This is a genomic window from Pseudomonas sp. M1, assembly GCF_022760135.1.
Taxonomy (GTDB): Bacteria; Pseudomonadota; Gammaproteobacteria; order Pseudomonadales; family Pseudomonadaceae; genus Pseudomonas; species Pseudomonas citronellolis.
Map to the genome: position 1 here is coordinate 2,243,817 of NZ_CP094343.1, position 26,551 is coordinate 2,270,367.

Here is a 26,551-nt window from a genome sequence, read left to right on the forward strand (position 1 = left end):
CTGGCGGTATTCTCAGGAACCCTCTCCGCCCAGACCATCACCTGGACCGGGGGCGCCAATGACGGGGGAAACTGGAATACCCCCGGCAACTGGGACCTCGGCGTGGTGCCGGGCGCCGCGGACGACGCGCATATCTTCGGCATCCCCGGTTCGCAGCTCGCCACCGCCACCGACATCACCATCGACGCCGGCTCGCTGGAGCTGACCGGCCGCGCCGGCCTGAACCTCAATGGCACGGCCTCGGCCGGCAGCGGTAGCTACAGTCTCGAGGGGACAACGCCGGCCGCGCCGGGCAACCCCTACAACGCCATGCATTTCGCCGGTTCGTCCACGGCGGCGAACGCCACCATCACCGTCGTCGGCAATACTCCGGGCGACCTGTTCAGCGGTTCGCTGGTGCAGTTCGTCGAGAATTCGACGGCAGGCAACGCCAACCTGTCGGTCGAGGGCGAGGGCCAGATCAACTTCGCCGGCGCCTCCAGTGCCGGCAGCGCGACCATCGTCAACGGCGACCGCGGCCTGACCTCCTTCACCCAGACGTCGAGCGCCGGTTCGGCAACCATCACCAACAACGCCGGCGGCGTGACTTCGTTCAGCGGCTCGTCCAGCGCCGCTGGCGCCACCCTGGTCAACAACGCCGGCGGCGTGGTGAACCTGGCCAGCGGCATGGCGCTGTCCATAGGCTCGCTGAGCGGCTCGGGCTCGGTCTACCTGTCCAATTCGGTGCTGACGCTGGGGGCGCTGAACCGCGACGACGTCATTTCAGGCGTCATCCAGGACGGCACCTCGGCGGCCATCAACGCCTACCGCCAATACCTCGGCCAGCAGCCCACCAACAGGACCGGAGGAAGCCTGGTCAAGGCCGGCACGGGCACCCTCGTGCTCACCGGCGACAACACCTATACCGGCGGCACAACGATTTCCGCCGGCACCCTGCAACTGGGCGACGGCGGCACCTCGGGCTCCATCGTCGGCAACGTGCAGGACGACGCCCGGCTGGTGGTCAATCGCTCGGACAGCCTGACGCTCGCCGGCGACATTTCCGGCACGGGGACGCTGGAGCAGGTGGGCGCCGGCACCACTGTCCTCACCGGCAACAACAGCTATGCCGGCGGCACCACGATTTCCGCCGGCACCCTGCAACTGGGCGACGGCGGCACCTCGGGCTCCATCGTCGGCAACGTGCAGGACGACGCCCGGCTGGTGGTCAACCGCTCGGACAGCCTGACGCTCGCCGGCGACATTTCCGGCACGGGGACGCTGGAGCAGGTCGGCGCCGGCACCACTGTCCTCACCGGCAACAACAGCTATACCGGCGGCACCACGATTTCCGCCGGCACCCTGCAGCTGGGCGACGGCGGCACCTCCGGGTCGATCGTGGGCGACGTGCTGAACGACGCCACGCTGGCATTCAACCGCGCCGACGCCTTGACCTTCGACGGCAGCATCTCGGGGACCGGCGCGGTCAACCAGATCGGCACCGGCACCACCCTGTTGACCGGCGACAACCCCTACAGCGGCGCCACTACCGTCAGCAGCGGCACCTTGCTGGTGGGCGATGCGGCCCATGCGTCCGCGGCCCTCAGCGGCGGGGGCGCCGTGCAGGTGGCGGCCGGCGCGACCCTGGGCGGCTATGGCAGCGTGCAAGGCCCGGTGAGCAATGCCGGGACCCTGGCGGTGGCCGACGCGGCCTTGCCGGGGCAGGGTACGGGCGCCTTCGTCATCGGCGGCGCATTGAGCAACGCCGGGCTGGTGCAGCTCGCCGGCACCGGCGTGGGCAACAAGCTGACGGTGGGGAGCTACGCCGGCCAGGGCGGCCGGATCAACCTGAACACCGTGCTCGGCGGCGACGCCTCGCCCGCGGACCAGCTCGTCATCGACGGTGGCAGCGCCAGCGGGCAGACCAGCCTCCAGGTCACCAACGTCGGTGGCCTCGGCGCCGCCACGCCGGGCAACGGCATTCTCCTGGTCAACGCGGTGAACGGCGCCACCAGCGAGGCCTCGGCGTTTTCCCTGGGCAACTCGCTGGAGGCCGGGCCCTACCGCTACAGCCTGTACCGCGGCTCGCGCGACGACTCCGCGCCGGACTCCTGGTTCCTGCGTTCGCAACGCGAGGACGACAGCGCCACGCCGCCGCCGACGGGCGGCCCCGTTACGCCCACCACGCCCGACTATCGTCCGGAAACCTCGTTGTACGCGGCCATCCCGTCCCTGGGTCTGACTTACGCCCAGGCCATGGTCGACAGCCTGCACGAGCGCGTCGGCGAGGAGAACCGCAGCCTGGAAGGCACCCTTCAGCAACGGCCGGCGGGCGACGGCCCGCTGGGCTGGGGACGGATGATCTACCGCAGCGGCCAGCAGGACCGCGAGCGCTATGGCCAGTACGGCGAGATGCCCAAGTACGACTACCGGATCAGCGCCTTCCAGGTCGGCCTCGACCTGTTCCAGCGCCAGATGGACGATGGCAGCAGCGACCGGGCGGGCCTGTCCCTGGCCTTCGGCAACATCAAGGGCGGTGTCGACCACTACGACCACCGCGACGCCGGCGACGACACCCTGCGCGGCTACAGCCTGGGCGGCTACTGGACGCACTTCGGCGCCAGCGGCTGGTACCTGGATGGCGTGCTGCAATACACCTACTTGGACATCGACGCCAACTCCAAGCAGACCTACGACCTTGACAGCCATGGCCAGGCCTACACCGCCTCGCTGGAGGGCGGTTACCCCTTCGAGGTCGGCCGGGACCTGTACGTCGAGCCGCAGCTGCAGGCGACCTACACCCGCCTCGACCTGAGCGACAGCCGCGACAGCGCCGCCAGCGTGCGCTTCGACGACAGCGAGTCGCTGGTGACCCGCGCCGGCGTGCGCCTGGCCAAGGACTGGCTGGCCCCGGCGGGCCAGTCCAGCCGCCGCGTCAGCCTGTGGCTGCGCCCCAGCGTGCTGCATGATTTCCAGGGCGAATCGAAGACGCGCTTCTCCTCGGCCGATGGCGACGTGCCGTTCAAGTCCGACATCGGCGGCAGCAGCGGCGAACTGACCTTCGGGGTGGACGTGCAGGCCGACAAGCGCACCAGCTTCTTCGCCACCGGCGGCTACCAGCAGGCCTTCGACGGCGACGCCCATGGCTACAGCGGCAATCTGGGGTTCAGGGTTCTCTTCTGAATAGTTAGAAGACACGATGGGCATAACAACCTGTTGCAGTCGACGGACCTGTACCGGCGCTGGGCCCGCGCCAGCTCCGGAGACGAGCGGGATGTGGCGCGCGAGCACCGCGACATCCTCGATGCCGTTTTGCAGCGGGACGTGGAGCGGGCCTGCGAGCTGCTGCGCCATCACTACGAGGAAACCGCGCGGATCGTATTGGCCGTGGGCTTGGTGAGTGGACTCGGTTTGCGCTGCGCGCCAACGTTGTCCGCATCGTGCGTCGAACACTTGCCTGATGATCGAGCTGGCGGGGTGGAGAGGCGTCGAGCCCGACGCGTGGCGGATCTCTTCGATGTCGATGCCTTCGGGAGGCCTGTCATGCAATCAGCCTAGCGCTGGCCCTGGCAGGCGACGCAAGAGCGTACGGGAGGCCGCGTGGCTTACCGGACCGGGACTGTTCCCGGCGCGCGGAGCCGCAGCCAGCCGTTCATGAGGCGTGCTCGTGGTGCCCCAGCGACAGGGGATCATCCGCCCGCCACTGGCCAAGGTGGCGTAGGCGTTGGCCAGTTGTTCGGCGGGTGCCTGGCGAACATCGAGTGCCGGCTGGTCGACGTGGTCGAGCGGCACAACATAGTGGTGCTCGACGGCATAGCCGCCTACGTCGATTCCAAACGCGAGGAGCGCCGTACCCTGCACGCGGTCGGCGACGGCACCTTCGTGGCGGATGGCGAGAAGTTCGACCGGCGCAAGGCGATGTGTTCGAAGTTGCCGCCGGGCGTCTAGTCGAGCCCCCTTGGCGCAGCCCGGTCCCCACCGGTCGCGAATGACGCGCTTCTCTTGTAAGATCAACGGTTTGGATTGGCAGGGCGCGGCCCAGGTTGCCAATCGCAAGTCAGTTGAGATTCACTGCCTGCCGGATCGCAGAGGGAGCTGAATCCTGATTCCGCCCGCCCCCCGGTCGTTATGCCGTCGAAGCGCCTCGCCACTGCGGCGCGGGCCGGCGGTGCGTGCATCCCGAGCATAGTCCGAGCCCGCCGTGCCGAACCTGGCTGCGGGCGCGGCGTGCGTTTCCCCGGCGGCGAACCCGGACAGATACAGCGGTATTGAAAAAGGCCAAGTCATGAGCGACATCCGTAATCCCAAGCACCAGGCCCTGGTCGCCAAGCTGCGCGAGATCTTCCAGATCGACCGCCCGGAGCTGGACTTCGGCGTCTACCGCATCCTCAATGCCCGCGCCGGCGAGATCAACGACTACCTGGAGCGGCGCCTGCCGCGCAAGATCCAGGAGCACCTGGCGGGAGGCGACGGCGCCGAGCACGAGAACGCCGTCTTCAGCCACCTGCTGACCTTCTTCAGCCGTTACTACAACAACGGCGATTTCGTCAGCCAGCGCCGCTACAAGGGGGACACCTACGCCATCCCCTACGCCGGCGAGGAAGTCATGCTGCACTGGGCCAACAAGGACCAGTACTACACCAAGAGCGGCGAGAACTTCGCCAACTACAGCTTCCGCCTGGAAGACGGCCGCGCCGTGCACTTCCGCCTGGTGGCCGCCGACACCGCCAAGGACAACCGCAAGGACAACGACAAGGAACGCCGCTTCGCGCTGATCGAACCGATGACGCTGAGCCGCACCGACGAGCACGGCCACGAATACGACGAAGCGCTGCTGCCCATCGAGGAGGGCGACGGCGCCGACGGCCAGCCGCTGCTGACGCTGCGCTTCGAATACCGGCCGGTGGCCAAGGGCACCAAGCAGGAGACGCTGATCGGCAAGGCCGTCGAGACCGTGCTGGGCGACGCGGCGGTCAAGGCGCGCTGGGCTGAGCTGGCCAGGCGCGAGCCGACCGAGAAGAACCCGCAGCGCACGCTGCTGGAGAAGAACCTCAGCGACTACGCCAGCAAGAACACCGCCGACTACTTCATCCACAAGGACCTCGGGCGTTTCCTGCGCGGCGAGCTGGACTTCTACATCAAGAACGAAGTCCTGCACCTGGACGACCTGCAGAACGCCACGGCCATCGCCGACATCGACAAGAGCCTGCGCATGACGCAGTGCCTGCGGGCCATCGCCCGGGAGCTGATCGACTTCCTGGCGCAACTGGAGGAGTTCCAGAAGAAGCTCTGGCTGAAGAAGAAGTTCGTGGTCTCCAGCCATTACTGCATCACCCTGGACCGGGTGCCGGAAGCGCTGTACCCAGCCATCGTCGCCAACCCCCGGCAATGGGAGCAGTGGCGCCAGCTGGGGCTCTGGACGGGCGCGGCGAACGGCACCGAGCAGGACCTGCGCAACGCCCCCTTCCGGATGCTCGACACCAGCCTCTACGACGCCGCCTTCAAGGCGCGGCTGCTGGCTTCCATCGCCGACCTGGACGGCAGCGTCAACGGCACCTTCGTCCACAGCGACAACTTCCAGGCCCTGAGCTTCCTGCAGGAGCGCTACCGCGAGCAGGTCAAGTACATCTATATAGACCCGCCCTACAACACCAACTCCACGCCCATCCTCTACAAGAACGAGTACAAGCACTCGTCCTGGATGAGCCTGATGCAGGACCGCCTGATCAAGGGCATGAGCCTGCTGCGCTTCGACGGCGTGAAGACGGTGGCGATCGACGATTCCGAGATGGTCAACCTGTCCAAGGTGATGGAGCAGGTGGCGCCGGAGCACACGCTGTCGCGGGTCACCGTGGTGCACAACCCCAAGGGCTCGATCACCCGCAACTTCAACCGTACCCACGAGTACGCGCTGTTCCTCACCCGCGACGGGCTGTCGAGCATCGCCAGGACCCTGGAAGAGAACGGCACCCCGCGCAAGATGCGGCGCTGGGGCGAGAACTCCCGGCGCATCGACCGGCGGCCGTCGTTCTACCCGATCTACGTGGTGGACGGCCGCGTGGTCGACGTCGGCACGGTGCCGGACGACGATTTCCACCCCGCCGGCAAGAACGTCCTGCTGGCCGATGGGCGCGTCGAGGTGTGGCCGATCGACCAGGACGGCGTCGAACGGCGCTGGAACTTCGGCCTCGACTCCATCCGCCAGAACCTGGAGCGCGTCGCGGCGCTCAAGGTCGGCGACGACTGGGACCTGTTCGTCACCCATGAACAGACCGTGCCCAAGACCGTCTGGAGCGGCGGCGAGTTCGATGCCGGCAAGTACGGTAACAGCCTGCTCATCGACATGCTCGGCGAGAAGCGCTTCGACTTCCCGAAATCGATCCACCTGGTGAAGAAGTGCATCTCCCTGGCGGTCCAGGCCGACGAGCAGGCCCTGGTGCTCGACTACTTCGGCGGCAGCGGCACCACCGCCCATGCGGTGATCGAGCTGCGGCGCGAGGCCCAGGCCGCCGGCCTGGAGCCCAAGCTCGGCTTCATCCTGGTGGAGCAGGGCGAGTACTTCGAAACCGTGACCAAGCCGCGGGCGATCAAGGCCATCTACTCCGCGCAATGGAAGGATGGCGAGCCCACGGCGCCGCAGACCGGCCTGTCCGGCTGCTTCAAGGTGCTCAAGCTGGAGAGCTACGAGGACGCCCTGAACAACATCCAACTGGCCCGGCCGCCGGCGGTGGGCGACCTGTTCGGCTTCCTCCCGGACCACGCGCGGGACGACTACCTGCTGCGCTACATGCTGAACGTGGAGAGCCGCGCCTCGTTGCTGTCGATCGGCGATTTCCGCAAGCCGTTCGACTACGCCATGGACATCGCGGTGGACTCCGCCGGCGCCTTCGAGCGGCGCCCGGTGGACCTGGTCGAGACCTTCAACTATCTCCTCGGCCTGCGCGTCGGCCAGGTGGATGCGCAGCTGGAGCGCGGCTTCGTCAAGGTCACCGGCACGCTGCCGGGCGGGGAAAGCTGCCTGGTGCTCTGGCGTGACTGCGAGGTCCTCGACTACGAGGGCATCAGCCGGCTCTGCGAGGAGCTGGCGATCGACCCGGCGAACAGCCGCTTCGACGTCATCTACCTCAACGGCGACCACAACATTCCCTCGGTGCTCACCCAGACCGCGGCGCAGGGCGGCGCCACCCGCGAGCTCAAGCTGCGCCAGATCGAGCCGGAATTCCTCGAACGCATGTTCGCCGTGGAGGCGCTCTGATGGCGCGAGCACCACGGGGCGCGGCCGGCAAGCGGAGCTTCCACCAGGAACTGGTGCTCAACCGCTGGATGCTGGGCTTCTTCAAGGGCGGCAGCCTGGGGGCGCTGAAGCTGCGCCTGGGCGATGACCGCCACGAGGGCATCGACGATGACGGCCAGACGCTGTTCTTCCACGAGCTGGCCGGCAACTTCTTCGAACCGCAACGCACCAGCGAGGCGGAGCTGCGCCGCTACGACCTGAACATAGTCGAGCACTGGCGGCGCATCACCGCCCAGCGTAACAAGCGCGAAGGCCACGAACTGCAGATGAAGTACTTCCAGTACCTGTCGCTGCTGTTCAGCGAAATCTACCTGGACTGGTACTTCAATCGCCGCGAAGCGCTGCTAGATGGCCTGAACGAAACCCTGGCGGCCTACCGCGGGGAGGCCGGCGCCGATCCGTTCCGCGACTTCGACGCCGACGACCTGAACAAGATCGCCTTCTGGAACGCCACCGGCAGCGGCAAGACGCTGCTGCTGCACGTCAACATCCTGCAGTACCTGCACTACTTCCAGGCCGGCAATGGCGACCGCTACCCGAGCAAGGTCATCCTGTTGACACCCAACGAAGGCCTGTCGCGCCAGCACCTGGAAGAGCTGTACCTGTCCGGCTTCGGCTTCGCCCAGTACTTCAACAAGAGCCAGACGCCGCCGCGCGGCACCATCGAGATCATCGACATCAACAAGCTCGGCGACGAGATGGGCGACAAGACCGTGGCGGTGGAGGCCTTCGAAGGCAACAACCTGGTGCTGGTGGACGAAGGCCACCGCGGCACCGGGACTGCCGCGGGGGCCTGGATGAGCCGGCGCGACGCCCTGGTGCGCGGCGGCTTCGCCTTCGAGTATTCGGCCACCTTCGGCCAGGCGGTGGCCAAGGGGCTGACCGTCGACGCGGCTGAGGAAGAGCTGAAGAAGAAGCGCGCGAAGATGCTGTTCCAGACCGCCAGCCTGAAGAAGCTGGACGAGGACCAGTTGGCGCAGTTGGCGCTGACCGCGGAAGAGCTGCGCCAGGCGCGCATCACCGCGACCCGCGAGGTCTACGCCAAGTGCATCCTCTTCGACTACTCGTACAAATTCTTCTACGAGGATGGCTACGGCAAGGACTCGCTGATCCTCAACATGAACGGCGAGGCCTACGCCGAGGGCGACAACGCGTACAAATATTTCGCCGCCTGCCTGCTGGCCTTCTACCAGCAGACCTGGCTGTGGAGCCGTCATCGCGAGCAGCTGCAGGACTTCAACATCGAGAAACCGCTCTGGGTGTTCGTCGGCAACAAGGTGGCGGACGAAGACTCCGACATTCTCGAGGTGGTGACCTTCCTCGCCGAGTTCCTCAACCGCGAGGCGCAGATCAAGGCCTGGCTGGCGGACCTGGTCAACGACAAGGCACAGCTGGTGGACGCCAAGGGCAACAACATCTTCCAGGGGCGCTTCGCGCCGCTGCTGGGCTATGGCGACAGGATCGACGAGCTGTACGCCGATATCCTCCAGCGGGTGTTCAACGCCCCGGCCCGCCAGCGCCTGAAGCTGGTCAACATCCGCAGCAGCAAGGGCGAACTGGCCCTGCGGGTGGGCGATGGCGAGCCCTTCGCGCTGATCAACATCGGCGACGACTCCGCCTTCTTCCGCCAGGCCGAGAGCTGCGCGGCCTTCGACAGCGAGGCGGACGACTTCAGCGGCGCGCTCTTCGGCACCCTGAACCACAAGGACAGCCGGCTGAACGTGCTGATCGGTTCGCGCAAATTCACCGAGGGCTGGAGCAGCTGGCGGGTTTCCACCATGGGCCTGCTCAACATGGGGCAGGGCGAGGGTTCGCAGATCATCCAGCTGTTCGGTCGCGGCGTGCGGCTGAAGGGCGAGGGCTTCTCGCTCAAGCGCACCAGCCCCCAGGAGCGCCCCAAGGGCCTGCACCTGGACAAGCTGGAAACCCTGAACATCTTCGGCGTGCGCGCCAACTACATCGCGGCCTTCAAGGACTACCTGAAGGAAGAGGGGATCACCCCCAGCGACGAGCTGATCGAGCTGGAGCTCCCCACCCGGGCGAACCTGCCGCAAGGCAAGCTGAGGACCCTGGCGCTCAAGGACGGCTACAAGGACAACCAGCAGAAGGGCTTCAAGCGCACCCATTTCCCCTGGCTGTACGAAGTGCCCGCGGCGTTCGCCGGCAAGGTCAAGCTGCCCCATGTGACGCTGGACCTGTATCCGCGCATCGAGGCGCTGAGCACCACGAAGGCGGCGGGCTCCGTGGCGCAGGCGCGCAACCGCGCCAAGCTCAACCCGGCGCTGTTCGGCCTGTTCGACTGGGACCGCATCTATGTCGAACTGCAGGACTGCAAGCTGCAGCGGGGCTGGAGCAACCTGCGCCTGGACCGGCAGAAGCTGATGGACTTCTGCCAGGGGCCGGCCGACTGGTACACGCTGCTGATCCCGGCCAGCGAGCTGGCGATCACCGGCTATGCCGACGTCCGCAAGCAGGAAGACATACTGGTCCGCCTGCTGGTCGACTACACCGAGCGCTTCTACAAGGCCCTGAAGAGCGGCTACGAAGGCCAGTTCTACGACGTGGTCCAGCTGGATGCGGGGCACGGCTCGATGCTCAAGGGCTACCGCTTCGAGATCGAGGGCAGCGAGCAGGGCCTGGAGTATTTCCGCAAGCTGGAGGAGCTGAAGGCGCTGGTGGCGGAAGGGCGGATCGACCAGGCCGGCCAATGGAGCGCGCCGCACATGGTGGCCATCAGCTTCGATCGTCACCTGTACTACCCGCTGCTGTCGCTGGACGACAAGGACGCCGTTCCCTTCAAGCTGCGCCCGCTGGCGTTCGACGCGCCCAGCGAGTGGGATTTCGTCAGGGACCTGGAGGCTTTCCACGGCTCGCCCGCCGGCAGGCAGGCCATCGGCTCGCGCAGCCTATACCTGCTGCGCAACGCCGCCACCCAGGACAAGGGCCTGGGCTTCGCCACCGCGGGCAACTTCTATCCCGATTTCCTGCTCTGGCTGGTGGACGAGGCGACGGGGCAGCAGTGGCTGACCTTCGTGGACCCCAAGGGCCTGCGCAACCTGGACCTGGGGCACCCGAAGCTGGGCCTGTACAAGGAGGTCAAGACGATCCAGGCCACGTTGGCCAAGCCGGGCGAGCAGGCGCTCGTGCTCAACGCCTTCGTGCTGTCGCCGACGCCCTATGCGGAGTTGCTGAACGTCGCGGAGCATTGCCCGAAAGCGGAGCTGGAGGACCGCCACATCCTCTTCATGGAGGATGGTGCCGGCAGCTATCTGGAGAAGATGTTCGCGAGGATAGGGTAGGGCGCTGCTGGCTGTAGCCGGGGGCTACAGCCAGTGGGCGGGAACTTCGATCTCGTAGTTCTTGGCCACGATGGCCAGGGTCCGGGCGATTTCCGCATGGCGCGCCTGCTGCGCGCCATCCCAGCCTTCCCGGTTGGCCAGCAGGCTCTTGAGTTCCTCCAGGTTGTACATGCCCAGGCGGAGGAAGTTGCCCCAGGTCGGCGCGCCGAAGAGATTGTAGATGGTGGTGGTGTCGTCGCGCTCGCTGGCCAGGCGCTTGGGGCCGGTCAGCTTCTCGGCGGCGGCTTCCGCCTCGTCGCGGTCTTCGTAGGTATTGAGCAGCTTGATCATGAAGAACGTGCGATCTCTTCGTGTAGCATGATTGAAGGGCGTCGATTGTAGGGAGTAGATGTTCGCATGTCGAATCCATGGAAGGCCTGCAACCTGTACCAGAACCTGCTGGAGTCGTTGCCGCCGGGGCTGGTCGCCCGAGTCCCGGCGGGGCACTCCAGACTGCTCGCCTGGCAGCAGGAGTCGCGGCACTACTACCAGACGATGTATCTCGATCAGGCTCAGGGCGCTCCTGCGCTGAAAAGGCCTGGCGATGCGGTTTGCCGGGAATGCGAGAAGTTTCATCTCTCCACGCTCAAGCAGATAGACAAGAACCCGGACATCGACCTGGGCAATGAACTGGAGTCGGTGTTCGAGGCCTACTTCCAGCAAGTCCTGGATACCCTCGTTCCGGGGCTCGTGATCGAACGGGCCGACCGGCAGGAATTGCACATGCCGGATTTCCAGGTACGGCATGTGCAGACCGGCGAAGTTCTGCTGCTGATGGAGTTCAAGGTCATCTTCCGGCCGTTCCTGCGGATCTCACAGAAGGTCAATCCGGCCTACGAGTGTTATTCCCACTCGATGACGCTGGACGTCGCCGGCAAGTTGAACGCCCAGCGCGAGCTCGTGGTCAACGGCCCGGGAGCGCACAAGTGCGCCTACGTCTATTGGTACGGCCTGCCTTGCGTGAAGGGCGTGTTCTGGATGTCGGCGGAAGACGTGTACCGGCACCAGGACGAGCAGGTTGCCTATAAGCGGAAGGTGGTCAGCGGCGACATGGGCTCAGCAGGGCAGGTGAGGGGCGCGGTCAGGAAGCTGTACCTGCCGCTCTATCAGATGAACGACTTCGACTCGCTGGTCTCGCTGCTGCAGGAAAGAGTGCCGCTGAAATAAAAGATTCAAAAAGTCGTTGACGGGGGGTTTTAACTCCCTATAATGCGCACCACTCCCAGCGACGAAGCGCTGAAAGAGCTTGAAAATCAAGCACTTAAGCAGGTTCGAGGTTGAGAGTGGTGATCAGGCCGGTGATTCACTTGTCGCCTTTGGGTTCGACAGCTGCTCCGGCGGCGAGCCAAAAGGAAGATCGCCGAGGTGCTTGACAGCGAGTTTGATCGCTGTAGAATGCGCCTCCCGCTGACGAGAAGCTCCGGCCGATCGAAAGCGCAAGCGGTTGAGTAGGAACGAAAAATTCTGAAAATAACGCTTGACGAAATAAGAGGTTGGCGTAGAATGCGCGGCCTCGGTTGAGACGAAAGCCTTAACCAACTGCTCTTTAACAAGTTGAATCAAGCAATTCGTGTGGGTGCTTGTGAGCTAAGGCTGGTGATCGCAAGATTATCAGCATCACAAGTAACACTCGTGAATTCGAGAGTTTTTTGCGATTGCTGAGCCAAGTTTAGGGTTTTCTCAAAACCCGATCAGTATTGAACTGAAGAGTTTGATCATGGCTCAGATTGAACGCTGGCGGCAGGCCTAACACATGCAAGTCGAGCGGATGAAGGGAGCTTGCTCCTGGATTCAGCGGCGGACGGGTGAGTAATGCCTAGGAATCTGCCTGGTAGTGGGGGACAACGTTCCGAAAGGAGCGCTAATACCGCATACGTCCTACGGGAGAAAGTGGGGGATCTTCGGACCTCACGCTATCAGATGAGCCTAGGTCGGATTAGCTAGTAGGTGGGGTAATGGCTCACCTAGGCGACGATCCGTAACTGGTCTGAGAGGATGATCAGTCACACTGGAACTGAGACACGGTCCAGACTCCTACGGGAGGCAGCAGTGGGGAATATTGGACAATGGGCGAAAGCCTGATCCAGCCATGCCGCGTGTGTGAAGAAGGTCTTCGGATTGTAAAGCACTTTAAGTTGGGAGGAAGGGCAGTAAGTTAATACCTTGCTGTTTTGACGTTACCAACAGAATAAGCACCGGCTAACTTCGTGCCAGCAGCCGCGGTAATACGAAGGGTGCAAGCGTTAATCGGAATTACTGGGCGTAAAGCGCGCGTAGGTGGTTTGGTAAGATGGATGTGAAATCCCCGGGCTCAACCTGGGAACTGCATCCATAACTGCCTGACTAGAGTACGGTAGAGGGTGGTGGAATTTCCTGTGTAGCGGTGAAATGCGTAGATATAGGAAGGAACACCAGTGGCGAAGGCGACCACCTGGACTGATACTGACACTGAGGTGCGAAAGCGTGGGGAGCAAACAGGATTAGATACCCTGGTAGTCCACGCCGTAAACGATGTCGACTAGCCGTTGGGATCCTTGAGATCTTAGTGGCGCAGCTAACGCGATAAGTCGACCGCCTGGGGAGTACGGCCGCAAGGTTAAAACTCAAATGAATTGACGGGGGCCCGCACAAGCGGTGGAGCATGTGGTTTAATTCGAAGCAACGCGAAGAACCTTACCTGGCCTTGACATGTCCGGAATCCTGCAGAGATGCGGGAGTGCCTTCGGGAATCGGAACACAGGTGCTGCATGGCTGTCGTCAGCTCGTGTCGTGAGATGTTGGGTTAAGTCCCGTAACGAGCGCAACCCTTGTCCTTAGTTACCAGCACGTTAAGGTGGGCACTCTAAGGAGACTGCCGGTGACAAACCGGAGGAAGGTGGGGATGACGTCAAGTCATCATGGCCCTTACGGCCAGGGCTACACACGTGCTACAATGGTCGGTACAGAGGGTTGCCAAGCCGCGAGGTGGAGCTAATCCCAGAAAACCGATCGTAGTCCGGATCGCAGTCTGCAACTCGACTGCGTGAAGTCGGAATCGCTAGTAATCGTGAATCAGAATGTCACGGTGAATACGTTCCCGGGCCTTGTACACACCGCCCGTCACACCATGGGAGTGGGTTGCTCCAGAAGTAGCTAGTCTAACCGCAAGGGGGACGGTTACCACGGAGTGATTCATGACTGGGGTGAAGTCGTAACAAGGTAGCCGTAGGGGAACCTGCGGCTGGATCACCTCCTTAATCGAAGATCCCGGCTTTCTCATAAGCTCCCACACGAATTGCTTGATTCACTGGTAAGCGACGGTTAGGCAACCCTATATGGGTCTGTAGCTCAGTCGGTTAGAGCGCACCCCTGATAAGGGTGAGGTCGGCAGTTCGAATCTGCCCAGACCCACCAATCGTTGGAAATTAGGGGGCCATAGCTCAGCTGGGAGAGCGCCTGCTTTGCACGCAGGAGGTCAGGAGTTCGATCCTCCTTGGCTCCACCATCTTCCGTAATCGTCGTAAAGCTCAGACAGGAATGTTCGATAGAACGAACCTTGCTGTCTGGTCTTTGTACCGGAACCGTTCTTTAAAAATTTGGGTATGTGATAGAAGTAGACTGAATGATCTCTTTCACTGGGGATTGTTCAAGTCAAGGTAAAATTTGCGAGTTCAAGCGCGAATTTTCGGCGAATGTCGTCTTCACGTTCGAGACGTATGACCAGATTGCTTGGGGTTATATGGTCAAGTGAAGAAGCGCATACGGTGGATGCCTTGGCAGTCAGAGGCGATGAAAGACGTGGTAGCCTGCGATAAGCTTCGGGGAGTCGGCAAACAGACTTTGATCCGGAGATCTCTGAATGGGGAAACCCAGCCAGCACAAGCTGGTTATCACACACTGAATCCATAGGTGTGTGAGGCGAACCAGGGGAACTGAAACATCTAAGTACCCTGAGGAACAGAAATCAACCGAGATTCCCTTAGTAGTGGCGAGCGAACGGGGACTAGCCCTTAAGCTTCTTAGAATCTAACAGAACGCTCTGGAAAGTGCGGCCATAGTGGGTGATAGCCCCGTATGTGAAAGGTTCTAGGAAGTGAAATCGAGTAGGACGGCGCACGTGAAACGTTGTCTGAACATGGGGGGACCATCCTCCAAGGCTAAATACTACTGACTGACCGATAGTGAACCAGTACCGTGAGGGAAAGGCGAAAAGAACCCCGGAGAGGGGAGTGAAATAGAACCTGAAACCGTATGCGTACAAGCAGTGGGAGCCCACTTTGTTGGGTGACTGCGTACCTTTTGTATAATGGGTCAGCGACTTATATTCAGTGGCGAGCTTAACCGAATAGGGGAGGCGTAGCGAAAGCGAGTCTTAATAGGGCGTTTAGTCGCTGGGTATAGACCCGAAACCGGGCGATCTATCCATGAGCAGGTTGAAGGTTAGGTAACACTGACTGGAGGACCGAACCCACTCCCGTTGAAAAGGTAGGGGATGACTTGTGGATCGGAGTGAAAGGCTAATCAAGCTCGGAGATAGCTGGTTCTCCTCGAAAGCTATTTAGGTAGCGCCTCACGTATCACTCCAGGGGGTAGAGCACTGTTTCGGCTAGGGGGTCATCCCGACTTACCAAACCGATGCAAACTCCGAATACCTGGAAGTGTCAGCGTGGGAGACACACGGCGGGTGCTAACGTCCGTCGTGAAAAGGGAAACAACCCAGACCGTCAGCTAAGGTCCCAAAGTTGTGGTTAAGTGGTAAACGATGTGGGAAGGCTTAGACAGCTAGGAGGTTGGCTTAGAAGCAGCCACCCTTTAAAGAAAGCGTAATAGCTCACTAGTCGAGTCGGCCTGCGCGGAAGATGTAACGGGGCTCAAACCACACACCGAAGCTACGGGTGCATCGCAAGATGTGCGGTAGAGGAGCGTTCTGTAAGCCTGTGAAGGTGAGTTGAGAAGCTTGCTGGAGGTATCAGAAGTGCGAATGCTGACATGAGTAACGACAATGGGAGTGAAAAACTCCCACGCCGAAAGACCAAGGGTTCCTGCGCAACGTTAATCGACGCAGGGTTAGTCGGCCCCTAAGGCGAGGCAGAAATGCGTAGTCGATGGGAAACAGGTTAATATTCCTGTACTTCTAGTTACTGCGATGGAGGGACGGAGAAGGCTAGGCCAGCTTGGCGTTGGTTGTCCAAGTTTAAGGTTGTAGGCTGGGCACTTAGGCAAATCCGGGTGTTCAAGGCCGAGAGCTGATGACGAGCTTTCTTTTAGAGAGCGAAGTGGTTGATGCCATGCTTCCAGGAAAAGCTTCTAAGCTTCAGGTAACTAGGAACCGTACCCGAAACCGACACAGGTGGTCGGGTAGAGAATACCAAGGCGCTTGAGAGAACTCGGGTGAAGGAACTAGGCAAAATGGCACCGTAACTTCGGGAGAAGGTGCGCCGGTGAGGGTGAAGTATTTACTGCGTAAGCCCACGCCGGTCGAAGATACCAGGCCGCTGCGACTGTTTATTAAAAACACAGCACTCTGCAAACACGAAAGTGGACGTATAGGGTGTGACGCCTGCCCGGTGCCGGAAGGTTAATTGATGGGGTTAGCGAAAGCGAAGCTCTTGATCGAAGCCCCGGTAAACGGCGGCCGTAACTATAACGGTCCTAAGGTAGCGAAATTCCTTGTCGGGTAAGTTCCGACCTGCACGAATGGCGTAACGATGGCGGCGCTGTCTCCACCCGAGACTCAGTGAAATTGAAATCGCTGTGAAGATGCAGTGTATCCGCGGCTAGACGGAAAGACCCCGTGAACCTTTACTGTAGCTTTGCACTGGACTTTGAGCCTGCTTGTGTAGGATAGGTGGGAGGCTTTGAAGCGTGGACGCCAGTTCGCGTGGAGCCAACCTTGAAATACCACCCTGGCATGCTTGAGGTTCTAACTCTGGTCCGTGATCCGGATCGAGGACAGTGTATGGTGGGCAGTTTGACTGGGGCGGTCTCCTCCTAAAGAGTAACGGAGGAGTACGAAGGTGCGCTCAGACCGGTCGGAAATCGGTCGCAGAGTATAAAGGCAAAAGCGCGCTTGACTGCGAGACAGACACGTCGAGCAGGTACGAAAGTAGGTCTTAGTGATCCGGTGGTTCTGTATGGAAGGGCCATCGCTCAACGGATAAAAGGTACTCCGGGGATAACAGGCTGATACCGCCCAAGAGTTCATATCGACGGCGGTGTTTGGCACCTCGATGTCGGCTCATCACATCCTGGGGCTGAAGCCGGTCCCAAGGGTATGGCTGTTCGCCATTTAAAGTGGTACGCGAGCTGGGTTTAGAACGTCGTGAGACAGTTCGGTCCCTATCTGCCGTGGACGTTTGAGATTTGAGAGGGGCTGCTCCTAGTACGAGAGGACCGGAGTGGACGAACCTCTGGTGTTCCGGTTGTCACGCCAGTGGCACTGCCGGGTAGCTATGTTCGGAATAGATAACCGCTGAAAGCATCTAAGCGGGAAACTAGCCTCAAGATGAGATCTCACTGGGAACTTGATTCCCCTGAAGGGCCGTCGAAGACTACGACGTTGATAGGTCGGGTGTGTAAGCGCTGTGAGGCGTTGAGCTAACCGATACTAATTGCCCGTGAGGCTTGACCATATAACACCCAAACAATTTGTGTGTTAGACGGTGAAGTCGACGAACCGAAAGTTCGTGAGAACCGCAAAGAAGACCTGTCACATACCCGAATCAGGGTGAGCGTGCGCGAAAGCCACGAGCATCCGAAAGAATTGCTTGACGACCATAGAGCGTTGGAACCACCTGATCCCATCCCGAACTCAGCAGTGAAACGACGCATCGCCGATGGTAGTGTGGGGTTTCCCCATGTGAGAGTAGGTCATCGTCAAGCACCTATCCCAAAACCCCTGATCAGCCTGGCTGGTCGGGGGTTTTGCTTTGGCGCGCGGAAAGCCGGGGTGATCCCATCCACGCCATTGCATTCCCCTTGTAGGAGCGCGCCCTGCGCGCGAATCGCGGGCAGGGCCCGCTCCTACACGTGAGGCATGGTCATGGCGATGGGTATCGCTTCGCTCAACGCCATCCTACGCGTCCCGCCGATGCCACCATCCTACGCTGCCCCACCTGCGCCATTCCCCCTGTAGGAGCGCGCCCTGCGCGCGAATCGCGGGCAGGGCCCGTGAAGGCCATGGCGCTGATGGGCATCGCTTCGCTCAACGCCATCCTACGAGGGTACGTCCTGCACCCGTAGGAGCGGACCTTGTCCGCGATAGCCGGCGGTCCCGGCGCGATTCGCGGATGAGATCCGCTCCTACGCCGCCCCACCTGCGCCATTCCCCTGTAGGAGCGCGCCCTGCGCGCGAAATCGCGGGCAGGGCCCGTGAAGGCCACGGCGCTGATGGGTATCGCTTCGCTCAACGCCATCCTACGGGGCTGCATCCCGTAGGAGCGGATTCATCCGCGATCCGGCCAGCAGGCCGTCAGCTCCCGCGCCAGGGCCATCGGCGGATGGCTATGTGACCTGCGTGAGCGGGCCTCCGGCGGCCAAGAAACACAGGCAACAAAAAAGCGCCCCGAAGGGCGCCTTTTCCGTACCGAGCTAACGATCAGCCGTTGAAGCGGCGCAGCACCAGGGTGGCGTTGGTGCCGCCGAAGCCGAAGCTGTTGCTCATCACGGTGTCGAGCTTGGCGTTCTCGCGGGTCTCGCGCAGGATCGGCATGTCGGCGACTTCCGGGTCCAGCTCGTCGATGTTGGCGGAGCCGGCGATGAAGTTGCCCTGCATCATCAGCAGGCAGTAGATCGCCTCGTGCACGCCGGCGGCGCCCAGGGAGTGGCCGGACAGGCTCTTGGTGGAGCTGATGGCCGGGGCCTTGTCGCCGAAGACTTCGCGGATGCCGCGGATTTCCGCCACGTCGCCCACCGGGGTGGAGGTGCCGTGGGTGTTCAGGTAATCGATCGGGGTGTCGACGGTGGACAGCGCCTGCTGCATGCAGCGGATGGCGCCTTCGCCGCTCGGGGCGACCATGTCGTAGCCGTCGGAGGTGGCGCCGTAGCCGATGATCTCGGCGTAGATCTTGGCGCCGCGCTTGAGCGCATGCTCCAGTTCCTCGACCACCACCATGCCGCCACCGCCGGCGATGACGAAGCCGTCGCGCTTGGCGTCGTAGGCGCGGGAGGCCTTTTCCGGAGTGTCGTTGTACTGGGTGGAGAGGGCGCCCATGGCGTCGAACAGGCAGCTCTGGCTCCAGTGCTCTTCTTCACCGCCGCCGGCGAAGACCACGTCCTGCTTGCCCATCATGATCTGTTCCATGGCATTGCCGATGCAATGCGCGCTGGTGGCGCAGGCCGAGGAGATGGAGTAGTTCACGCCCTTGATCTGGAAGGGGGTGGCCAGGCAGGCGGAAACGGTGCTGCCCATGGTGCGGGTGACGCGGTATGGGCCGATGCGCTTGACGCCCTTTTCGCGCAGGGTGTCGATGGCTTCCATCTGGTTCAGGGTGGAAGCGCCGCCGGAGCCGGCGATCAGGCCGGTGCGCGGGTTGGAGATCTGCTCTTCGGTCAGGCCGGAGTCCTTGATCGCCTGTTCCATCGCCAGGTAGGCATAGGCCGCGGCGTCGCCCATGAAGCGGAACACCTTGCGGTCGATCAGCTCTTCGAGGTTGAGGTTCACCGAGCCGGAGACGTGGCTGCGCAGCCCCATGTCGACGTACGACTGGTTGTGGCGGATACCGGCACGGCCGGCGCGCAGGTTGGCGGAGACGGTGTCTTTGTCATTGCCCAGGCAGGATACGATGCCCAGGCCGGTGATCACGACGCGACGCATGCGGATTACCCTTAGAAGCTGTCAGTGGAGGTGAACAGGCCGACGCGGAGGCCTTCGGCGCTGTAGATTTCGCGGCCATCGACGCTGACGCTGCCATCGGCGATGGCCAGGACCAGCGAACGGTTGATGGTGCGCTTGATGTGGATGTTGTAGGTGACTTTCTTGGCGGTCGGCAGGACCTGGCCGAAGAATTTCACCTCGCCCGAACCCAGGGCGCGGCCGCGGCCAGGGTTGCCCTGCCAGCCGAGGTAGAAGCCGACCAGCTGCCACATGGCGTCCAGGCCCAGGCAGCCCGGCATCACCGGGTCGCCTTCGAAGTGGCAGGCGAAGAACCAGAGGTCGGGGTTGATGTCCAGCTCGGCGACCAGTTCGCCCTTGCCATACTTGCCGCCAACGTCGCTGATGTGGGTGATGCGGTCGATCATCAGCATGTTCGGGGCGGGCAGTTGCGCATTACCCGGGCCGAAGAGCTCGCCGCGGCTGCAGCGCAGCAGGTCTTCTCGGGTGAAGGCGTGTTGTTTGGTCATGCGAGCTCCTCAAAAATCCTGAACGGCAGGGCGAAATCGGTCGTCCTGCGGCTCCGCGCGCCTCATTCTTGTAGCGGCGTCCTGCGGCAGCCTAGTCATAGACTATTGCCTGATGGTTAAAGTCACAGCACCGGGCGAACGGTTGTTCACTTTCTTTCGATGCCTCGTTGCTCCAGCTGGGCGTGCATTTTGCCGATCAGCCTCGCAGGCCCACGAGTTTGGGCGAACAGGCCCCGCGGATCAACGGCCGGAGGTCAACCAGCGCTGCAGAATTTTCTGTAGATCGGCGCGTTTGAACGGCTTGGCCAGGTAATCGTCCATGCCCGACTCCAGGCACAGCTCGCGATCGCCCTGCAGGGCATTGGCCGTCAGGGCGATGATCGGCACCTGCTGGCGTCCGGGGAGTGCGCGAATCTGTCGCGTGGCCTCGTAGCCGTTGAGCAGCGGCAGGCGGCAATCCATGAGGATGGCATCGAATTCGTTGCGTTCTGCCGTGCGCACCGCCTGCGCGCCATCGCCGACCAGAGTGACGCGATAGCCGAGGCTGCGCAACATGGCTTCTATGACCGTTTGATTCACCGGGTTGTCCTCCACCAGCAGCACCCACTGGCCGGTGGCCTGCTCCGAAGCGCGCAGGGCGCGTTCGGCCGCGCCCAGGCTGCGCGCCTGGAAGGGCAGGGGAATCTCCAGGGTGAAAGTCGAGCCCAGGCCTTCCTCGCTGGATGCCTGCAGGGTGCCGCCCATGCGCTCGGCCAGGGTGCGGGCGATGGCCAGGCCCAGGCCGGTGCCGCCGTAGCGCCGCGAGGTGGACGAGTCGGCCTGCTTGAAGGCCTCGAACATGTGCTCCAGGCGTTCCGGGGAGATGCCGATGCCGCTGTCGTTGACCGCGCAGGTCAGCCACAGCACTTCATCGTCCAGGGCCTGCCAGCGGACTTCCAGACGGATGGCGCCTTCCTCGGTGAATTTCAGCGCGTTGCCCAGCAGGTTGACCAGGATCTGCCGCAGGCGCGTCGGATCGCCCCGTACCTCCAGGTGCTCCAGACCGGGCTGGACGTCCATGCGCAGCGTCAGGCCGCGCTGCTGGGCGCTGTGCTGGAAAGCCAGCAGCGAGCCCTGGATCAGCTCCAGCACGTTGAAGGGGATGCGCTCCAGTTCCAGGGCGCCGCGCTCGATGCGCGAGAAGTCGAGGATGTCGTTGATGACCTTGAGCAGGTGCTCGGTGGACTCGGTGGCCAGCGCCGTGTATTCGGCCTGCTCGTGGTTGAGTTCGGTGGTCTCGAGCAGTTGCAGCATGCCCAGCACACCGTTCATCGGCGTGCGCAGCTCATGGCTCATCATCGCCAGGAAGTCCGACTTGCTGCGGTTGGCCTGCTCGGCCTCCTCGCGGGCCGCCACCAGTTGGGCGATGGTGCGCTCCTGTTCCTTGCTGGCCTGCTGCAGGCCGCGCGCCAGGTTGTTGATGTGCCGTGCGAGGTCGCCGACCTCGCCATTGTCCAGCACCGGCAGGCTGGTCTGGTAGTCGCCGGTCTGGATCGCCTGCACCGCATTGGCCATGGTGCTGATCGGCGCCGCCAGGCGCTGCGCCAGGCGGCGGGCCAGCAGCAGCGTCAGCAGCAGGGCGAAGAAGGCCAGCAGGCTGGCCTTGAAGAGGATTTCCTGCTGGCGTTCGCTGAAGGCGTCGTTGGCCATGCCCACCACCACGCGGCCCAGGTAGTCGGCGTCGCTGGCCGGCTGGTCCTGGCGGCCCGGTGTGTGGCGCAGCGTGGCGGCGTCGCCCGGCACCTCGGGGGCGACGTGCTCGCGCTGGATGGCGGCGTGGAACACCTCGATCTTGGGCGCGACCTGGCCGTTGTCGCTGGGCGGCTGCTCGGCGTAGACGAGGATCTCGTCATTGCGGTTGCGCACCTCGATGAAGCGCACGTGCGGCGTGCCCAGGGTGGTGCGCAGCAGGCTCTGCAGCACCGGCAGGTTGCCCGAAAGCACGCCATACTCCGCTGCCGGAGCGAGCTGGTTGGCGATGAGCTGGCCGGTGTGGTTGAGCTCCTGGCGCAGGTCCTGCAGGCGCGAATAGGTGAAGTAGCCGGTCAGCAGCAGGGTCAGCAGCAGCGCGGGGCCGAGGCTGATGGCGAGCATGCGGTTCTGGATGTTCCAGCCCTTGCGCGGAGTCATCGTGCCTCTCCGGCGGCTGGTCGATTCTGGCGATGGTGCGTGGTGTGCACGGAACGGCCCTGTTCTCGGTTTTCTACGGGGACGGATGTTAAACGAGGCGGGGCGCTTTGCCAGCGTGCGATGTGCACTGGCCGCCTGGCGGTGGCGCCTTATAATGCCCCAATCGCCGCCCGCGTGCGGCCCGTGATGGAAGTGACATGACTGAGCAGCAACCGATCGCTGTGCTGGGCGGCGGCAGTTTCGGCACCGCCTTCGCCAACCTGCTGGCGGAGAACGGCCAACGCGTGCGCCAATGGATGCGCGACGAGGAGCAGGCCGCGAGCATCCGCGCCCTGCGCGAGAACCCGCGCTACCTCAAGGGCGTGCGCATCCACGAGAACGTCGAGCCGGTCACCGACCTCGCAGCGACCCTGAACGACTGCGAACTCATCTTCGTCGCCGTGCCCTCCAGCGCGCTGCGCAAGGTGCTGGAGCCCTTCGCCGGGCAACTGGCGGGCAAGTCGCTGGTCAGCCTGACCAAGGGCATCGAGGCGCAGAGCTTCAAGCTGATGAGCCAGATTCTCGAGGAGATCGCCCCGGCCGCGCGCATCGCGGTCATTTCCGGGCCGAACCTGGCCCGCGAGATCGCCGAGCACGAACTGACCGCCACCGTGGTCGCCAGCGAGGACGAGGCGCTCTGCAGCCGCGTGCAGGAAGCGCTGCACGGCCGCACCTTCCGCGTCTACGCCAGCGGCGACCGCTTCGGCGTCGAGCTGGGCGGCGCGCTGAAGAACGTCTACGCCATCATCGCCGGCATGGCCGCGGCCCTGGGCATGGGCGAGAACACCAAGGGCATGCTGATCACCCGCGCCCTGGCGGAGATGACGCGCTTCGCCGTCAAGCTCGGCGCCAACCCCATGACCTTCCTCGGCCTGGCCGGGGTGGGCGACCTGATCGTCACCTGTTCGTCACCGAAAAGCCGCAACTATCAGGTCGGCTTCGCCCTGGGCGAAGGCCTGAGCCTCGACGACGCCGTCGCCCGCATGGGCGAGACCGCCGAAGGGGTGAACACCCTCAAGGTGCTCAAGGCCAAGGCCGACGAGCTGGGCGTCTACATGCCGCTGGTCGCCGGGCTCTACGCCATCCTCTTCGGCGGGCGCACCCTGGCCCAGGTGATCCAGGCGCTGATGAGCGGCGAGCCGAAGACCGACACCGACTTCATTCCCACCAGTGGCTTCTGAGGAGATACCCATGTCCGCTGATCGTTTGGCCGACCGTATGAACAAGGAATCCCTGGCCCTGCGCATCCTCTGGATGCTGCTGTTCGCCCTGGTGTGGTACGTCGCGCAGATGCTGCTCGGCGCCGTGGTGGTGGTGCAGCTGGTCTACCGCATCATCTACGGCGCGCCCAGCGCCAGCCTGCTGGCCTTCGGCGACAGCCTCAGCCAGTACCTGGCGCAGATCGGCCGCTTCGGCACCTTCAACAGCGACGAGAAGCCCTGGCCCTTCGCCGACTGGCCGGCCGCCCGCGCCCCCGAGGGCGAAGCCGCCCATGCCGTGCCGCCGGCGCCGCACCCGGTGCGCGACGAGGAACCGAAGCTGTGAGGATCTGGCTGCTGCGCCACGGCCAGGCCGAGCCCCAGGCCCGCCGCGACGCCGAGCGGGAACTGACCGCCCACGGCCGCAAGGAAGTGCTGCAGAGCGCCGGGCACCTGGCCGGCCACCCGCTGGATGGCATCCTGGCCAGCCCCTACGTGCGCGCCCAGCAGACCGCCGAACTGGTGCGTGAGGCGCTGGGCTTCGACGGCGCGGTGGGCACCGCGCCCTGGCTGACGCCGGACGACGACCCGCGCGACGTGCTGCGCTTCCTCGACAACCGCAGCGAGCGCAACCTGCTGCTGGTCAGCCACCAGCCGCTGCTCGGCTCCCTGGGCGGGCTGCTGGTGCACGGCAGCCGCGACGAGGCGCTGCCGATGGCCACCGCCTCCCTGGCCGAGCTGGAAGGCGAGGGGCCGCTGGCGGGGTTGATGACCCTGGTTTCCCTCTACCATCCCGGACGCGGTTGACGGTTCCGCCAGGGCCCCGCATGGGGCCTTGGCGTTTCTGCTCTGCGCATCAATTCGGCTTGTCGTCGTCCGTCAGGCTGACGTCGTCGTTCGGCCCGCGCCCGGCCAGGCGCTGCTCCAGGCGGTTGCCCAGCACCAGGATCAGCAAGGTCAGCGCCAGGCCGACGGCGGCGGTCAGCACGTGCCCGGTGCCGCAGGCCAGGCCGAGCATCGACGAGACCCAGATGGTCGCGGCGGTGGTCAGCCCCTCGACGCGATAGCGACGCTCGTGGTGGACGATGACCCCCGCGCCGATGAAACCGATGCCGGTGAGCACGCCCTGGGCCACGCGGCTGGCGGCATCCGCGGTGGCCGGCTGCAACTGCTGGATCACCGTGATCGCCAGCGCCGCGGCCAGCGCAGTGAGGGCGTGGGTGCGCAGCCCGGCGGGGCGGTGGTGCAACTGGCGGTTGAGGCCGATCAGGCCGCCGAACAGGGTGGCGCAGAGCAGGTTGAACAGCAGCGGCAACTCGGCCAGCGCGCTGTCGGTGATGAACGGCATGGGCAGCTTTCCACAGGGGCCTGCCGCTGCTTTTAGCAGTTCGCCGTCGGACGCGCCATGCGCTGCTGAAGCATCTCCCTACAAAAGTTCACATATCCCTTCTTGCCAGTCTGTAGGACGCATGGAATATTCGACCAAGCAAGTGCTTGGTTGATCTATCGCTACACCTCTAGAACAACAAAAAAGGAGGGGCATGTGGTCACTGAAATTCGTTCTCCGCTCGAGCAATTCCTGCAACGCGAGGCGCGCCATCCGGACAAGCGCTACCTGGTCCAGCCGTTGCCGGGCGGCCAGGTGCAGAGCCTCACCTGGGGCGAGGCCGGTGACCAGGCGCGGCGTGCAGCCGCCTGGCTGCGCAGCCTGCAACTGCCGCCGGGCAGCCGCGTGGCGATCATCTCGAAGAACTGCGCGCACTGGATCATCGCCGACGTCGCCATCTGGATGGCCGGGCACGTCTCGGTGCCGCTGTACCCGAACCTCACCGCCGAATCGGCGCGCCAGGTGCTGAGCCACTCCGAAGCCGCGGTTGCCTTCGTCGGCAAGCTCGACGACTGGCCGGCGATGGCGCCCGGGCTGCCGGCCGAAGTGCTCAGCGTGTCCCTGCCGCTGCATCCGGCAGGGCGCTTCGACCATAGCTGGGACGACCTGCAGGCCTGCGAGCCGCTGCAGGAGGTGCCGCTGCCGGATCCCGCCAGCCTCGCCACCATCATCTATACCTCCGGCACCACGGGCACGCCCAAGGGCGTGATGCATTCCTACGCCAACTTCGACTTCGCCGCCAGCCACGCCATGCAACTGTTCGGCGTCGGCGAGGAGGACCGCCTGCTGTCCTACCTGCCGCTGTGCCACGTGGCCGAGCGGATGTTCGTGGAGATGGCCTCGATCTACGCCGGGCAGACGATCTTCTTCGCCGACAGCCTGGACACCTTCATCGCCGACATGCGCCGCGCGCGGCCCACGGTGTTCTTCGGCGTGCCGCGGATCTGGACCAAGTTCCAGATGGGCGTCTACGCGCAGATGCCGGCGCAGAAGCTCGACCGCCTGCTGCGCCTGCCCATCGTCGGCCGCCTGGTCGGGCGCAAGGTACTCGCCGGCCTGGGCCTGGACGCGGTGCGCTACGCCCTGTGCGGCGCGGCGCCAGTGCCGCCGGCATTGCTCGACTGGTACAGGCGCCTGGGCCTGAGCGTGCTGGAGGTCTACGGCATGACCGAGAACTGCGGCTACTCCCATGTGTGCCGCCCGGGCAAGCAGCGCGAAGGCTGGATCGGCCAGTCCAGCCCCGGGGTGGAAGTGCGCATCAGCGACGAGGGCGAGGTGCAGGTGCGCAGCGGTGCGACCATGCTCGGCTACTACAAGGACCCCGAGCGCACCGCCGAGACCCTCACCGAGGACGGCTACCTGCGCACCGGCGACAAGGGCGAGCAGGACGCCGACAGCAACCTGCGCCTGACCGGCCGGCTCAAGGAAATCTTCAAGACCGGCAAGGGCAAGTACGTCGCCCCGGCGCCCATCGAGAACCGCCTGGCGGTGCATTCGCGCATCGAGCAGATCTGCGTGGTCGGCGACGGCCTGGTGGCGCCGCTGGGGTTGTGCGTGCTGTCCGAGGTCGGCCGCCAGGAGGCCGCCAACGGCTCGCGCTCGCAACTGGAAGAGAGCCTGCGGCAGCTGGTGGAGGAGGTCAACGGCGAGCTGGACAAGCACGAGCGCCTGGCCGGGCTGGTGCTGGTGAAGGATGTGTGGAGCGTGGACAACGGCTTCCTCACGCCTACCCTGAAGATCAAGCGCAACGTGGTGGAGTCCACCTACGGCGCGCGTTTCAACGAATGGGCCGAGCGCCGCGAAGCGGTGCAGTGGCATGACTGAC

General features: G+C 63.8%; 16 protein-coding genes, 2 tRNA genes and 3 rRNA genes. 15 read left to right on the forward strand and 6 right to left on the reverse strand.

What is annotated here, in order from left to right; genetic code table 11:
- Positions 1 to 105 precede the first annotated feature (105 nt).
- The 5 genes from PM1_RS10190 (at position 106) to PM1_RS10210 (ending at position 10,572) form a co-directional block, all read left to right on the forward strand.
- The gene (locus tag PM1_RS10190) at positions 106 to 3,162 is read left to right on the forward strand and encodes an autotransporter family protein (RefSeq protein ID WP_161788516.1); all 3,057 of its coding nucleotides are present in this window, start codon (positions 106 to 108) and stop codon (positions 3,160 to 3,162) included.
- A gap of 33 nt (positions 3,163 to 3,195) precedes the next feature.
- Positions 3,196 to 3,537 carry an FCD domain-containing protein gene (locus tag PM1_RS10195; RefSeq protein ID WP_024128622.1) on the forward strand — a complete coding sequence of 114 codons (342 nt, stop codon included), beginning with the start codon at positions 3,196 to 3,198 and terminating at the stop codon, positions 3,535 to 3,537.
- Between the two features lie 174 nt (positions 3,538 to 3,711).
- Complete coding sequence (locus tag PM1_RS10200; protein ID WP_009617101.1) at positions 3,712 to 3,927, forward strand: hypothetical protein; 216 nt, start codon at positions 3,712 to 3,714, stop codon at positions 3,925 to 3,927.
- A gap of 337 nt (positions 3,928 to 4,264) precedes the next feature.
- On the forward strand, positions 4,265 to 7,234 hold the full coding sequence (locus PM1_RS10205) for a DNA methyltransferase (RefSeq protein WP_009617102.1): 2,970 nt from the start codon (positions 4,265 to 4,267) through the stop codon (positions 7,232 to 7,234).
- Positions 7,234 to 10,572: a DEAD/DEAH box helicase family protein gene (locus tag PM1_RS10210; RefSeq protein WP_009617103.1), complete on the forward strand. Its 3,339-nt coding sequence runs from the start codon at positions 7,234 to 7,236 to the stop codon at positions 10,570 to 10,572. The genes PM1_RS10205 and PM1_RS10210 overlap by 1 nt, the downstream gene beginning before the upstream one ends.
- Before the next feature lie 24 nt (positions 10,573 to 10,596).
- On the opposite strand, the gene PM1_RS10215 is transcribed toward PM1_RS10210, so the two are convergent.
- Entirely contained in the window at positions 10,597 to 10,899 is a 303-nt protein-coding gene (locus tag PM1_RS10215; protein ID WP_024128624.1) for a hypothetical protein, read from the reverse strand.
- A 69-nt stretch (positions 10,900 to 10,968) separates the two neighbouring features.
- Between PM1_RS10215 and PM1_RS10220 the strand changes: the two genes are divergently transcribed.
- Positions 10,969 to 11,778: a hypothetical protein gene (locus PM1_RS10220; protein WP_009617106.1), complete on the forward strand. Its 810-nt coding sequence runs from the start codon at positions 10,969 to 10,971 to the stop codon at positions 11,776 to 11,778.
- Positions 11,779 to 11,901: 123 nt separating this feature from the next.
- Here PM1_RS10220 and PM1_RS10225 read toward each other — a convergent pair whose 3' ends face one another.
- A complete protein-coding gene (locus tag PM1_RS10225) occupies positions 11,902 to 12,174 on the reverse strand; it encodes a hypothetical protein (RefSeq protein WP_152604477.1) in 273 nt (90 codons plus the stop codon).
- Between the two features lie 136 nt (positions 12,175 to 12,310).
- Between PM1_RS10225 and PM1_RS10230 the strand changes: the two genes are divergently transcribed.
- From PM1_RS10230 to rrf, 5 genes are all read left to right on the forward strand, one after another.
- Positions 12,311 to 13,847, forward strand: a 16S ribosomal RNA gene (locus PM1_RS10230).
- Between the two features lie 80 nt (positions 13,848 to 13,927).
- Positions 13,928 to 14,004: transfer RNA gene (locus PM1_RS10235), tRNA-Ile, on the forward strand.
- Positions 14,005 to 14,019: 15 nt separating this feature from the next.
- Positions 14,020 to 14,095: transfer RNA gene (locus PM1_RS10240), tRNA-Ala, on the forward strand.
- A 236-nt stretch (positions 14,096 to 14,331) separates the two neighbouring features.
- Positions 14,332 to 17,222: ribosomal RNA gene (locus tag PM1_RS10245) — 23S ribosomal RNA — on the forward strand.
- A 134-nt stretch (positions 17,223 to 17,356) separates the two neighbouring features.
- Positions 17,357 to 17,472, forward strand: a 5S ribosomal RNA gene (gene rrf / locus PM1_RS10250).
- The 16S, 23S and 5S rRNA genes sit together here with 2 tRNA genes alongside, the layout of an rRNA operon.
- Before the next feature lie 715 nt (positions 17,473 to 18,187).
- Here rrf and fabB read toward each other — a convergent pair.
- The 3 genes from fabB to PM1_RS10265 form a co-directional block, all read right to left on the reverse strand.
- On the reverse strand, positions 18,188 to 19,405 hold the full coding sequence (gene fabB, locus PM1_RS10255; protein ID WP_009618533.1) for a beta-ketoacyl-ACP synthase I: 1,218 nt from the start codon (positions 19,403 to 19,405) through the stop codon (positions 18,188 to 18,190).
- Positions 19,406 to 19,416: 11 nt separating this feature from the next.
- Positions 19,417 to 19,932: a 3-hydroxyacyl-[acyl-carrier-protein] dehydratase FabA gene (fabA, locus tag PM1_RS10260; RefSeq protein WP_009618534.1), complete on the reverse strand. Its 516-nt coding sequence runs from the start codon at positions 19,930 to 19,932 to the stop codon at positions 19,417 to 19,419.
- Positions 19,933 to 20,172: 240 nt separating this feature from the next.
- Entirely contained in the window at positions 20,173 to 22,101 is a 1,929-nt protein-coding gene (locus tag PM1_RS10265; RefSeq protein WP_009618536.1) for an ATP-binding protein, read from the reverse strand.
- A 197-nt stretch (positions 22,102 to 22,298) separates the two neighbouring features.
- Here PM1_RS10265 and PM1_RS10270 point away from each other — a divergent pair, with 197 nt between their 5' ends.
- The 3 genes from PM1_RS10270 to sixA are packed head-to-tail and all read left to right on the forward strand — an operon-like array spanning position 22,299 to position 24,146.
- Positions 22,299 to 23,321 carry an NAD(P)H-dependent glycerol-3-phosphate dehydrogenase gene (locus tag PM1_RS10270; protein ID WP_009618538.1) on the forward strand — a complete coding sequence of 341 codons (1,023 nt, stop codon included), beginning with the start codon at positions 22,299 to 22,301 and terminating at the stop codon, positions 23,319 to 23,321.
- A gap of 37 nt (positions 23,322 to 23,358) precedes the next feature.
- Complete coding sequence (locus PM1_RS10275; protein WP_371921149.1) at positions 23,359 to 23,685, forward strand: DUF4389 domain-containing protein; 327 nt, start codon at positions 23,359 to 23,361, stop codon at positions 23,683 to 23,685.
- Complete coding sequence (sixA, locus tag PM1_RS10280; RefSeq protein ID WP_009618542.1) at positions 23,682 to 24,146, forward strand: phosphohistidine phosphatase SixA; 465 nt, start codon at positions 23,682 to 23,684, stop codon at positions 24,144 to 24,146. Before PM1_RS10275 ends, sixA begins: the two co-directional genes overlap by 4 nt.
- Before the next feature lie 49 nt (positions 24,147 to 24,195).
- Here sixA and PM1_RS10285 read toward each other — a convergent pair whose 3' ends face one another.
- Entirely contained in the window at positions 24,196 to 24,687 is a 492-nt protein-coding gene (locus PM1_RS10285; protein ID WP_009618545.1) for an MgtC/SapB family protein, read from the reverse strand.
- Positions 24,688 to 24,882: 195 nt separating this feature from the next.
- On the opposite strand from PM1_RS10285, the gene PM1_RS10290 reads away from it, so the two are divergent.
- Positions 24,883 to 26,550 carry an AMP-binding protein gene (locus PM1_RS10290; protein WP_009618547.1) on the forward strand — a complete coding sequence of 556 codons (1,668 nt, stop codon included), beginning with the start codon at positions 24,883 to 24,885 and terminating at the stop codon, positions 26,548 to 26,550.
- The last annotated feature ends 1 nt before the right edge of the window (position 26,551 follow it).